Source organism: Tamlana carrageenivorans, assembly GCF_002893765.1.
GTDB classification, from domain to species: domain Bacteria; phylum Bacteroidota; class Bacteroidia; order Flavobacteriales; family Flavobacteriaceae; genus Pseudotamlana; species Pseudotamlana carrageenivorans.
This window is the reverse complement of sequence record NZ_CP025938.1, coordinates 87,316-99,945: the sequence shown is the minus strand read 5'-3', so window position 1 is coordinate 99,945 and position 12,630 is coordinate 87,316. Positions and strand designations below refer to the sequence as shown.

14 protein-coding genes are annotated in these 12,630 nt (G+C 37.4%); 11 read left to right on the top strand and 3 right to left on the bottom strand.

Annotation, left to right across the window (positions count from 1 at the left end):
- Window positions 1–38: 38 nt before the first annotated feature.
- From C1A40_RS00475 to C1A40_RS00465, 3 genes are all read right to left on the bottom strand, one after another.
- Window positions 39–350, bottom strand: coding sequence for a four helix bundle protein (locus C1A40_RS00475; protein ID WP_102994172.1), 312 nt, complete (start codon window positions 348–350; stop codon window positions 39–41).
- A 208-nt stretch (window positions 351–558) separates the two neighbouring features.
- A complete protein-coding gene (locus tag C1A40_RS00470; protein WP_102994171.1) occupies window positions 559–897 on the bottom strand; it encodes a winged helix-turn-helix domain-containing protein in 339 nt (112 codons plus the stop codon).
- A gap of 11 nt (window positions 898–908) precedes the next feature.
- Window positions 909–2,087, bottom strand: coding sequence for a molybdopterin molybdotransferase MoeA (locus C1A40_RS00465; RefSeq protein ID WP_102994170.1), 1,179 nt, complete (start codon window positions 2,085–2,087; stop codon window positions 909–911).
- Window positions 2,088–2,224: 137 nt separating this feature from the next.
- Between C1A40_RS00465 and C1A40_RS00460 the strand changes: the two genes are divergently transcribed.
- From C1A40_RS00460 to C1A40_RS00410, 11 genes are all read left to right on the top strand, one after another.
- A complete protein-coding gene (locus C1A40_RS00460; RefSeq protein ID WP_102994169.1) occupies window positions 2,225–2,461 on the top strand; it encodes a hypothetical protein in 237 nt (78 codons plus the stop codon).
- Window positions 2,462–2,468: 7 nt separating this feature from the next.
- The gene (locus C1A40_RS00455) at window positions 2,469–4,796 is read left to right on the top strand and encodes a molybdopterin-dependent oxidoreductase (RefSeq protein ID WP_102994168.1); all 2,328 of its coding nucleotides are present in this window, start codon (window positions 2,469–2,471) and stop codon (window positions 4,794–4,796) included.
- A 2-nt stretch (window positions 4,797–4,798) separates the two neighbouring features.
- The gene (locus tag C1A40_RS00450) at window positions 4,799–5,497 is read left to right on the top strand and encodes a multiheme c-type cytochrome (RefSeq protein ID WP_102994167.1); all 699 of its coding nucleotides are present in this window, start codon (window positions 4,799–4,801) and stop codon (window positions 5,495–5,497) included.
- 7 nt (window positions 5,498–5,504) lie between these two features.
- A complete protein-coding gene (locus tag C1A40_RS00445; protein WP_241910456.1) occupies window positions 5,505–6,113 on the top strand; it encodes a cytochrome c3 family protein in 609 nt (202 codons plus the stop codon).
- Window positions 6,114–6,152: 39 nt separating this feature from the next.
- On the top strand, window positions 6,153–7,298 hold the full coding sequence (locus C1A40_RS00440; protein ID WP_241910455.1) for a 4Fe-4S dicluster domain-containing protein: 1,146 nt from the start codon (window positions 6,153–6,155) through the stop codon (window positions 7,296–7,298).
- 148 nt (window positions 7,299–7,446) lie between these two features.
- Window positions 7,447–8,679: a sulfate reduction electron transfer complex DsrMKJOP subunit DsrP gene (gene dsrP / locus C1A40_RS00435; protein ID WP_102994165.1), complete on the top strand. Its 1,233-nt coding sequence runs from the start codon at window positions 7,447–7,449 to the stop codon at window positions 8,677–8,679.
- Between the two features lie 136 nt (window positions 8,680–8,815).
- Window positions 8,816–9,565 (top strand): Crp/Fnr family transcriptional regulator, encoded by a 750-nt coding sequence (locus tag C1A40_RS00430; RefSeq protein ID WP_102994164.1) that lies wholly within the window; start codon window positions 8,816–8,818, stop codon window positions 9,563–9,565.
- Between the two features lie 193 nt (window positions 9,566–9,758).
- Window positions 9,759–10,172 (top strand): globin family protein, encoded by a 414-nt coding sequence (locus C1A40_RS00425; protein ID WP_068602864.1) that lies wholly within the window; start codon window positions 9,759–9,761, stop codon window positions 10,170–10,172.
- 19 nt (window positions 10,173–10,191) lie between these two features.
- On the top strand, window positions 10,192–11,001 hold the full coding sequence (locus C1A40_RS00420; protein WP_102994163.1) for a c-type heme family protein: 810 nt from the start codon (window positions 10,192–10,194) through the stop codon (window positions 10,999–11,001).
- A gap of 93 nt (window positions 11,002–11,094) precedes the next feature.
- The gene (locus C1A40_RS00415; protein ID WP_102994162.1) at window positions 11,095–11,574 is read left to right on the top strand and encodes a hypothetical protein; all 480 of its coding nucleotides are present in this window, start codon (window positions 11,095–11,097) and stop codon (window positions 11,572–11,574) included.
- A gap of 8 nt (window positions 11,575–11,582) precedes the next feature.
- Window positions 11,583–12,611, top strand: a complete 1,029-nt coding sequence (locus tag C1A40_RS00410; RefSeq protein ID WP_102994161.1) for a ferredoxin--NADP reductase — start codon at window positions 11,583–11,585, stop codon at window positions 12,609–12,611.
- Window positions 12,612–12,630: the final 19 nt, after the last annotated feature.

Genomic DNA, 12,630 nt, shown 5'->3' with positions numbered 1-12,630 from the left:
AGACACTTCACTATTACAGTAAACAATGCTAGGAGTTCTTACGTTTCTTTTATTACGGGGTTTAACTTTTCATTTTCTATCCAATTCAAATCTTTTATTATTTCTAACCAATATTCGGTTTCGCTGGCTTCACTTTCTGAGATCTTAATTTTGTTTTTAAAGTCCCGCTGACTCCGAGATCTATTCGCTTCACGATAATTAGCACCAATACTAGTACCTGATTTTGTTATTTGATTTTTAATAACTTTTGCCTCTAAAGTTTGTGGTAATAAAGAGGATGTTTTAATGATGGATATTCCAAATTGTCGTGTTCTAAACTCTAGTTTTTTAGCAAATTCTTTATTATCCATTATTTTTAATGTATCACTTTTATATCTCTGTTTCCCATCCCTCAAGTACTTATAACTTTAGCACACTTTAGGCACTTTTTTAGCACGTCCCTCTCAAATTTAAATACTTATACTTTAGCGCACTTTAGGCACTTTTTTAGCACGTCCCTCTCAACTTTAAATACTTATAACTTTAGCACACTTTAGGCACTAATTATAAAAGGCACTTCTACAACAACTCCAACTTCCCCAACTGCTCATCCAAAAAATCCCAACAATTCTGATTGATTTCATCAAAGGTTTTAATGAGTGCTTGTCCGTAGGGAGTGAGGGCTACACCGCCACCGCCTTTACCGCCAATGCTATTTATGGTTACTGGTTTTTTAGCCGATTTATTTACCGAATCCAATAAGTTCCATGCTTTTTTATAAGAAAGGTTTAAAACCTTAGCGCCTTTAGAAAGCGATCCTGTTTCATGAATCGCTTTTAATAAATGAACGCGGCCTTCACCCAAAAGCACATTGTTATCAGACTCAATCCATATGCGACTTTTTATTTTATAACTCATGTAAAAAGGGTTTAGTTTGGTAATAGAATCACGTTCACTTTATCGTTTTCTGAAATTACATTCAGTTCCCCAGGCATAAACACTAAGGCGTTGGAAAGCGCAAAGGTGTGGAGCATGGATGAATTCTGACCTTCTAATATATCAACCTGACCGTCATTATAAATCGCCTTTAAAAATTGAGGTCTGTCGCCACGTTTTTTAAACGTAGATCTTGAAATCCCTTCTGTGCGAGGTAATTCCAATGCTTCGCGATTCATAAACTGTTGTAAAGCGATATACACATATACATAGAAACAGGTTAGGGCAGCGGCAGGATTTCCTGGTAAGGCAAAAATTTGAGTGTCTTCTTTTTTTCCGTAGAAAAGTGGTTTTCCAGGTTTTTGAGCCACCTTATAAAAGTGTTCTTTAACTTCTAGTATCTTTAAAGCTTTGCCAACGAAGTCGTACTCGCCTACTGAAATGCCTCCGGTTATAAGCACCAAATCATTTTCATCAACCGCTGCTTTTAGCGTTGATACCGTTTGCTTATAATCGTCTTCCACTTTATAAGTAGTGATGTCGTAAAACTTTAAGTTGTAAAGAGCGCTTAAAAGCATTTTAGAATTGCTTTCGTAAATTTTGCCGTAAGTCAAGTCTTGACCAGGTTCTACAAGTTCGTTGCCCGTAGTAACCAGTGCTATTTTAGGTTTTCTATAAACATTAACATGGGTAATCCCTAGAGATAATAGATAGCCTATGGCTGCCGGTGTTAATTTAGTACCTTTTTTAAGGGCGATATCTCCGGTTTTAACCTGTTCGCCAAGCGGACGAATATTCAGTTCTAAATCAATTTGATGCACTATATTGATGGTTTTTCCTTGGTTTTCTACTTTTTCCTGCATCATTACGGCATTGGCCGCATCGGGAACCGCAGCTCCTGTAAAAATGCGAACTGCTTCGCCAGGTTTTAAGGGCGGATTTAAAGCATCACCAGCTTTAACTTCACCAATCAATTGGTAAGTTAAATCATCATGAAGATTTAACGCATAACCATCCATGGCCGATTGTCTAAAGGGCGGCATGTTTATAGGCGATTTTACGTCTTCAGAAAGAATGTATCCACCAGCTTTTTCTACCAACTTATAGCAACTTTCAAGTAGTGTAGTGCTGTTACTTTTAACGATTGAAATGGCTTCAGAAATAGAAATCATAATGATTGGTTTCGTTATATCTTCACAAATATAGCGAATCGTTTTAAATTCAAAACATGATAAATGTCAGTTTTTTTTATTTTTAATTAGGATAAATTTATCCTATATTTATAAAACCAATTACCTAAACTAAGAATATGCCAATCAAGAGCTATTTAGCACATCCGCATGACGGCAAAAAAGCCGATCTTCTAAGCGCATTATCACAAATTGAAAATTGTGATGTCATTCCTGCCGAAAACAACGATGTTCTTATTTTAGTTACAGAAACTCATACTCTAAAAGAAGATGAACAATTAAAAGAAACCATTGAAGGCTTAGATAGTTTAAAACTTTTGGCTATGGTTTCTGGGTTCAATACACCAAAAAACTAATTGTATTATGCATGATACTTTATTAAACCGACGAAAATTTATTAAAAAAATGGCCATCATGTCGGCCATGACTGCTGCAGCTACGATGTTCCCTGGAATTATTTTTGCCGATGAACAGGAAAAGAATTTGCCAGAAGGTGGCGATTTGGAATGGAAAAAGGGACCTTGTCGCTTTTGTGGTGTAGGTTGTGGTGTCTTGGTTGGTGTTGATAAGGGTAAAGCTGTTGCTGTAAAAGGCGACCCCAATTCGGCTGTGAATAAGGGTTTGTTATGTGTAAAGGGGTATCATCAAATTATGTGTATTCAGGCCGAAGATCGGTTAACGCACGCCTTGGTAAAGAAAAATGGAAAATATGTTCAAACACCTTTAGATGAAGCTTTGGATATCGTGGCTAATAAAATGAAAGAAACCATGGATAAACATGGTAAAGATGCTGTGGCTATGTATACCTCTGGACAATCTACCATTCCCGAAGGTTATGTGGCTTCAAAACTCATGAAAGGTGCAATAGGGACTAATAACCTAGACTGCAATGCGCGATTATGCATGGCAAGTGCTGTTACGGGGTTTTTAACCTCTTTTGGTGCCGATGAGCCTATGGGCTGCTATGAAGATATCGATCACGCCGATTATTTTATCACTTGGGGTAATAATATGGCAGAAATGCACCCTGTATTGTTCTCAAGAATGTTAGAAGAGAAAAATAGAAGAGGTGCTAAGATTATCGATTTTGCCACCAGAACAACACGTTCTAGTATGGCCTCCGATAGATCTATATTGTTTGAGCCTCAAACCGATTTAGCTGTTGCTAACGCAATTTGTTATGAGATTATTAATAACGGTTGGGTTAATAGAGCTTTTGTAGATAATCATGTGAATTTCAGCAAGGGCTTAACCAATATGGGGTATGGGTTAGAAGATAACTACGCTTTTTCCGATAAGCCAACTAAAATCGATTTTGAAGATTATAAAACGTTTTTAGAGGATTATACACCAGAAAAAGTTGCGAAATACTCCAAAGTATCAGTGAAAGATATTAAGTATTTGGCACATATTTATGGCAACCCAAATACTAAAATCGTGTCGTATTGGTGTATGGGTATGAATCAACACACGCGTGGGACATGGATGAATAATTTAGTGTATAATATTCATTTACTTACGGGGAAAATTTCTCAGCCTGGCAATGGTCCGTTTTCCTTAACAGGGCAACCGTCGGCCTGTGGTACCGCTAGAGAGGTTGGTACATTTACCCATAAATTACCGCATGGCGTAGTAACCAACGCTAAAGATAGAGCTTTAGCAGCGAAAATATGGAAGGTGCCGGTTGAAAGAATTCCGTCCAAACCAACATACCATGCCACCGAAATGTTTAGAGCGGTAGACCGCGGCGATATTAAGTTCATTTGGACTCAGGCTACCAATCCTTTAGTGTCCTTGCCAAAAACCAGTCGTTACCGTCCAGGCATGGAGCAAAAATCTTGTTTTGTGGTGGTCTCCGACGTGTTTCCTACACCAACTTCTGATGTGGCCGATGTAATTCTGCCTGCTTGTTGGCATATCGAAAAAAGCGGTCTTTATGGAAATTCGGAACGCAGAACACAACATTGGGATAAAATGGTTGATGGTCCTGGTGAAACAACTCCTGATGCTTGGATGTTTATTGAAGTTGCCAAACGCATGGGTTATGGGGATTTATTTCCATATAGCCGGGAGAATCATGTTGAAGAGATTTTTAACGAATATAGACAGTTTCACGAAGGTGCAAAACACGGTATGGCACCTTTAGAGGTTCTTAAAAGAGAATCGGGAGTTATTTGGCCATACGTAGAAGGTAAATCGACACAATGGCGCTTTAATTCTAAGTACGACCCGGCTTGCGACCCTAAAAAAGATTTCGATTTTTACGGAAAACCAGATGGTCGAGCCGTTATTTGGCAACGCCCTTATGAGCCCGCTCCAGAAGTTCCAGATAACGAATATCCTTTCTGGTTAAATACAGGACGTGTTATAGAGCATTGGCATACAGGCTCCATGACCCGCCGAATACCCGTATTGCATAAAGCTATGCCACATGCTTATGTGGAACTGCATCCCGATGATGCTGCCCGTTTAGGGATTGTTAATGGTGAAAAATTAAAAGTCACATCACGACGTGGCTCTTGTGTTTTACCAGCTTCTATTAACGAAAGAGGTTTGCCAACAAAAGGGCAGGTTTTTGTGCCGTTTTTTGATGAAAATATGCTGATTAACGATGTGACTTTAGATGCTTTTTGTCCGATTTCTAAAGAACCCGATTATAAAAAATGTGCTGTTAAAGTTGAAAAAGCTTAGTCATGAGAAAAAGGTTAGGTATCATATCGTTTTTCGTTCTGCTCTTTGTAGCCTTTATAGCTATTTGGGGGCATAGTTATAGAGCTGGTCTTGAAGAGGCTTACATTCCTCTTGAAACCAATGAGCATATAACGGCTATTCCTTCGGAAACAGGTGTTTTTAAACGCGCCGAGTTTGCTTTAGATTATGCCAATATGCCTATAGATGAAACCCACCAAAGGTCTATAGAAGATTATTATGATAATAGAGCTTTTCACGGGGCGCCTCCAAGTATTCCGCACCCTGTTGCTATCGAGCGTAGTATGGGAGAGGATGTGTGTTTAAAATGTCACCAAAACGGTGGTTATGTCGATAAATTTTCAGCTTATGCTCCGGTGACGCCGCATCCAGAAATGGTGAATTGTAGACAATGTCATGTAGCTCAAAAAACAGAAAAGGTATTCAAACCTAATCATTTTGAAAAGGTGAAAGCACCTGCTGTTGGTGTTAACAATGCCCTAACTGGGAGTCCGCCAATTATTCCACATCAAATTCAAATGCATGAAAATTGTTTGTCCTGTCATGCTGGACCTGGTGCACCTAAGGAAATAAGAGTTACGCATCCCGAGCGGATTAATTGTAGACAATGTCACGTACCTAACAACAAAGAAATGACCGATATAGGAACTTTTAAAAGAGCGAATACTCATGACATGCAATAAATATATTATGAATAGAATCCTTTTAAGCTTTGTTTTTTTAATCTGCTTTTTTTCCTGTAAACATGGAGAAGGAGAGTATCATGGGGTTATCGAAAAGATAAATGCGGAAGGTGAACATTATAAGGGGACTTCCATTTCATCTGAAAAATATTTGGAAGATATGGATATGATAGAAATTACAGAAGGTGAACATACCTTTTTAATACCCGAACGTAAGGGGCAAATTCGATCTTATGCTTGTACCGAATGTCATTCGAAACCTTTAGAGGACATGCATAGTGAAGGCATGAAAAAAGCACACTGGGATATTAAAATAGTTCATGCCAATGAAAATACTATGAATTGTGTGACTTGTCATAATCCCGATAACATGAATGAGTTAAAAAGTTTAACAGGGAGAGACGTCGATTTTAATAAAAGTTATCAATTGTGTAGCCAATGTCACACCAAGCAATTTGAAGATTGGAAAGGTGGTGCGCATGGTAAACGCCTTGGAGGTTGGGCACCGCCAAGAGCCGCAATGACCTGTGTAAATTGTCATAACCCACACAAACCACACTTCGATTCTAGGTGGCCAGCGCGTTTTAATACCACCGTAGACGAAGAACGTAAATAATAAACGAACCAAACAAGGATTACAAAAAACATTTAAATTATGAGCACTAACAAAAAATGGTATTCTTTAAATTTCGGTAGAAATAACGAAAAATCGTCTGGCGCTTGTGGTTGCGGTAAAACGTCAGGGGGGTGCGGTTCTCATGAGGCTAAAGGGCGTCAGGAGCCGGATGTTAATCAAATGACAGACCAAGAGTTTGCCGAAGCTGCCATAAACGCGTCCATTGGTGAAGAAACTAAAAAAGATGGGTTCGATCAGGTTTTTGATGTGAAAATGGATAGACGTACAGCCTTTAAAAAGTTAACGGCGAGTTTGTTAATTGGTGCAGGAGCCGTAAGTACATCGTGTAGTGTTATTAGTGGTGATGAAAATAAGGAAAAGGCGCAAATAGACTGGGAAGAGCAGTTTAAAGGGAATTATAAGTTAATGTCGGATGATGAAAAAAGTGCTACGGTCGATCGTTTGATGCGTTCTTATGAACTTCGTACTGGTAAAAACTTAAGCATGTCTTCAAAAAATGCCGAAGAAGATGTTTTGTTTGGCTATGCTTTTAATATTTCAAAGTGCCAAGGGTATATGGATTGTGTGAATGCTTGTGTTGAAGAAAACAATCAAGACCGTAACTCGGAAATGCAATACATTCGAATTCATGAAATGAAAGATGGTCAAGGGTTTAATTTTAATGAAGCCGACGATAATTATTATCATGAAGTACCTGCCGAAGGGCACTTTTATATGGGAACCCAGTGTTTTCATTGCGATAATCCACCTTGTGTTGAGGTATGCCCTGTACAAGCCACTTGGCGCGAAGATGATGGTTTAGTGGTTATTGATTACGACTGGTGTGTTGGGTGTCGCTACTGTATGGCTGCTTGTCCTTACGATGGCCGCCGATTTAATTGGAGTAAACCAGAAGTGCCAGAGGAAGAGGTTAATCACAATCAGCACTATTTAGGGAATCGTATGCGTAAAAAAGGTGTTATGGAAAAATGTACGTTTTGTGTGCAACGTTCGCGTGCAGGTAAAAATCCAGCTTGTGTTGAAGCTTGTCCAACAGGAGCGCGTGTCTTTGGAAATTTATTAGATCCTAAAAGTACCATTCGATGGGTTTTAGAAAATAAAAAAGTATTTCGATTAAAAGAAGATTTAGGAACAGAACCGAAGTTCTGGTATTTCATGGATTAGAGTGTTGTGGAATCGTTTAATTGTTGAACTGTTTAATCGAATACGTCGGTTTAAGCAATAAACATTCACTAAAAAAATAATAGAGCAGAGTCGATTAAACAAATAAACGATTAAACGAATAAACATTTAATAAAGTATAATTAAAAACATGAGTGCATTTAAAGTTTTTAGAAGTTTAGTTAAGGATAGTCTAGCGACCATCACGCGGGGTTCTTTACGATATCATATTTGGATGGGGGCATTAACCTTTGTGATGTTGCTAGGGATGTATTGTTACTCTATTCAGTTGTCCGAGGGCTTAAGTGTTACTGGGATGAGCGATCGGGTAAGTTGGGGCTTGTATATTTCTAATTTTACCTTTTTAGTAGGGGTTGCCGCGGCCGCAGTCATGCTTGTTATGCCCACTTATGTTTTACATGATGTAGATTTTAAACAAGCCGTTTTAATTGGAGAGGGGCTTGCGGTGGCAGCATTAATTATGTGTTTGGCCTTTGTGGTGGCCGATATGGGAGGACCATCAGTATTATGGCATATGATTCCCGGAATAGGTGTGTTTAATTTTCCCAATTCCATGCTCACATGGGACGTTATCGTGCTTAATGGTTACCTGTTTTTAAATATTACCATTCCGCTTTATATTTTATTTAGACATTATCAAGGTAAGGAAGCAAAGTCTAGTGTTTACGTACCTGGGGCCATTTTATCGGTATTTTGGGCAGTTGGAATTCACTTAGTTACCGCCTTTTTATATCAAGGTTTGCAAGCGCGTCCCTTTTGGAATAATGCGCTTTTAGGACCGCGATTCTTAGCATCGGCTTTTGCTGCAGGGCCAGCACTCATTATTTTAGTTTTGGCTATTATTAGAAGTTTCACCGCATTTAAAGTGCAAGATAAAACCCTTCGAAAAATAGCTATGGTGGTTACTGTAGCTGCTCAAATCAATTTAATTATGTTAGTTTCCGAGCTGTTTAAAGAGTTTTATGCACCTACGCACCACAGTGAAAGTGCTTATTATTTATTCTTCGGATTGCATGGGAAAGATGCCCTGTTACCTTGGATTTGGACGGCCATTCCGCTTAATGTTCTAGCCACGGTATTATTAACTTTCCATAAACTCAGAAATAACTTTAAAGTGTTATTCTTTTGTTGTTTTATTCTTTTTATTGCCATTTGGATTGAAAAAGGCTTTGGTTTAATTGTGCCAGGGTTTATTCCTGGGCCTTATGGAAAAATAGTGGAATACACCCCAACCGGTATTGAAATAGGTGTGACTTTAGGAATTTGGGCTATGGGAGCTTTTGTATTTACTATTCTTGCAAAAACAGCTATTGGTATTGAATTAGGCGAGTTGAGGTACAAAGGAAAAAGTAAAAACGTTTGATATTTCTGAAAATAAAGCATCTAAAACATCAATTGAATAATTTCGATTGGTGTTTTTTGTTATACTCTTAAAAATAAAGACACGGTTGATAATACTAAGTATTATTACTTATTTTTGAATAGAATATTAGATTTCTATGTCATTAACATCTTCACATGCACATTCAAAAAATAAATCACTTAGTGATGTTTCGTGCGTTTCATGTGAAAACACGAACTGTATTATTCATAGAAGTTTACGAGCCAATAAAGCTGCTGAATATATTAAAAGCAAAAGTACCTTAAGATGTAAAAAGGGGCAGCAATTTGTTATGGAAGGCGCTCCTGTAAATGGTCTGTTTTTTATTTTGAAAGGTGTTGTTAAAGTGTTTAGAACGGGTATAAACGGAAGGGAACAAATCGTACGTTTTGCAAAGGAAGGCGAGATTGTTGGTCATCGTGGTTTTGGTACCGAAGAGTATTATTCTATTGGAGCTATTGCTTTAAAAGATACGGTTTTGTGCTATTTTTCAAAGGATGTACTTCAGGAAGCCTTGCTTGAAAATCCTTCGTTTGCCTATGATATGATGCTGTTTTATGCCAATGAATTAAACCGTAGTGAGAACAAGGTAAAGTCTATTTCTCAAATGACCGTTCGTGAGCGTGTTATTGACACCTTGTTATATATTCATAGAAAATTTGGTGATCTCCGTGGTTTTATAAACTTACCACTAAGCAGAAAGGAGTATGCCGATTATGCAGGCACTACCGAAGAACAAGTTATTCGTGTACTTTCAGCTCTGAAAAAAGAAAAGCTAATCAGCACGCAAGGTAAGAAAGTAGGTATCAATGATGCTCAATTACTTAAAAAAGAGATTAGTGAGCACAATTTCTTCTTAGATACTTAGATTTTTGAATTTTACTTCTAATAAACTCATAAATAGGTGTTTTCTGTTAAAAACTGTGATTTCGTAGTTTTTATACTGTGATAAAAGATGGTTTTCTACTGTTATATCACATAATAATTTAGGGTTTCAACTTATACATTTGTCTCAAATAAGTATTAATACTTAATTAATTTAACCTAACAAACGATATAATATGGAACCAAAAACAATTACACTAGTTCAAGATTCTTTTGCTAAAGTGAAGCCAATTGCATCAACTGCAGCCGAAATATTTTATAAGAAACTTTTTGAATTGGATCCCCAATTAAAACCACTATTCCCAAGCGATAAAGAAGCTATGAGTACTCAGGGAAATAAGCTCATGACCATGCTTGGTGCTGCTGTAGCTGGATTAAATAATTTAGACGCCTTAATCCCTGTTTTAAAGGATTTAGGTAAACGTCATGTCGGGTATAACGTAAAACCAAGTCATTATAATACGGTTGGCGAAGCGCTTCTTGATACGCTAGCTGTTGGTTTGGGTGATGATTTTACACCCGAAGTTAAAACGGCCTGGGCAACGGTATATGGTACCATGTCTGGAGTTATGATTGAAGCCGCTTATTAATCATCAAATCTTAGAGCTTATGAAAGTAGTAACTACCTATATTATTTTATTTTTTTCAGTATTAATCGTTTCTTGTGGTGGTGTTCCAGAGGAAAAATCGGAGTCCGCTGGCGAAGAAAAAGTCTTTGCTGTAGATGAGGTTTTAGAAATGGTATCCAAAGAAAACGATGTTACCCGTACCTTATACACCAAAGCCATTGTTGGTAAAGGAAAACTTCAAGGTATGAAGTTTGACGAAGATTGGCGTAAGGATGATGTGGAAGCAGGGCCACTGCCAGCCCTGTTTTTAAGAGGTGTGGCCTCAAGTATTAGAAAAGGTCCTGTGCCACTAGGCTTGTATTTGGGGTCGGATTTCCCCGTAAATGCCGCTAATAAATTTGAAGGTAAACAAGCCGATTTATTTCAGAAGATAAAAAAAGATCAGAAACCAGAATTTTTTTATGATGAGGAACAAAAGCTACATACCGCTATGTTTGCCGATTTAGCAAGTGCCGATGCTTGTGTAACCTGTCACAATAAACATCCACAAACCACAAAAACCGATTGGAAGTTAGGCGATGTTATGGGAGCGACCACCTGGCAATACCCAAAAGATTCCTTAACCTATAAAGAAACAGTCGCTGTTTTAAATGCTTATGCCAAGGGCACTGTAGATATTTATATGGCCTACTTAGATGAGGTTGAAGACTTTAAAACAAGTGAAAAGCCCGAAATTGGTAACAAATGGCCTGAAGAAGGTAAATATCTGCCTACGGCCGAGGTGTTTCTCGATAGTGTGAAAAAGCTGTCTTCTTACGAAACCATGAAGCATTTAATGGTATCTAAATGAAGGCTTAACACCTAAATTAAGAGCGCTTTATTATGCGGGTTAAAGAGCGAATCCTGTCATTTTCTATTTAATAAAAAAATCATCTAATAATTTATGGTCGTCATTAATAAATCCACATTAGTGGGGTTACTCTGCTTGTTTGCCTATCTCTTACAATATTTTTTGGATTTGCAGTGGACTTGGTTGTTTGAGTTGCAGCAGGATGAGCTATTTAAACGTTGGTCGGGACTAGTATTAGCTCTATTTATTGCATTTCAATGGCTTTTAACTTTTACGCGCGTGATTAAAAAGTTTAGGAAACACGCCATGACCATTCTAGACATGCATAAATGGATTGGAGCCCTGAGTCCCTTATTGTTTTATATACATAGTATGACTTTTGGTTATGGGTATTTGCTCATGTTATCGTACATATTTTTTACAAATACGCTCCTTGGGTATTTTAATTTAGATGTTATAAAAAATAATAGCGATTTATTGTTTAAAAGTTGGATGATTACCCATGTGGCGTTATCCATAGTTGTAACCATTATTATGGTATTTCATATCACGATGGTATTCTATTATAAATAAACGATGTTATGAAATTACTTATAAAAGATATTGTTAAAGAAACCAATGATGCAGTAAGTCTGTGTTTTAAAAATGGAAATTTCTTTAAAAAGTTAAAGTATAAACCAGGGCAATTTCTAACCATTCATGTGCCTATAGATAATGTGGTTCATAAACGTGCATACTCTTTTAGCAGCAATCCTTATACCGATAAAGATTTAAAAATAACCATTAAAAGAGTTGAAAAAGGATTGGTTTCCAATTTCGTACACGATCATTTAAAGGTTGGTGATAAGTTGGTGGTTGATGATCCTGCGGGGTCATTCTTGGTAGAGCCTCAGGTGCATGATAGAAATCAATATGTGCTGTTTGCTGGAGGAAGTGGCATTACGCCTATGTTTTCAATAGTTAAATCTATTTTGTCTGAAGAAAAGCAGTCTAAGGTATTATTGGTTTATGCTAACCAAAATGAGGCATCCATTATTTTTCATGAAGAAATTAAAGCTTTAGAAATTAGTCATCCCGATCATTTTGCTGTTGAGCATATTGTATCGTCGATTAAAGCTTCTCAAAACAATTACCATTCAGGATTAATAAACGCAGGCTTACTAATTAAAATTTTTGCCAAACACCAATTAAATTTTAGCGATCATGTTTATATGATTTGTGGCCCTTCAGGGTATATGGAGCAGACCAAAACGCTTTTAAAAAATCAAGGCATCACAAGAGAACAAATAAAAATTGAAGTTTTTAAGGCTGCGCCTGTTAAAGTTACTGGTAAGAACCTGGTTTGTACCGTGACATTAAAAATTAATGGCGATGTAAAACAATTTAAGGCTAGAGGGGATCAATCGATATTACAACAAGCCATGTCTGAAAATATTGTGATTCCCTATTCCTGCCGCTCCGGTATGTGTTCTACTTGCAAAGCCCAATGTGTTTCGGGAGAAATAACCATGACCGAGGGGCATTTGTTGTCAGAGGATGACGTTGCGAAAGGGCAAATTTTAACCTGTGTGAGTTATCCAGCAAGTGAAGAAATTACAATTGAAATTTAATTAGAAAAAAACAAGTAAC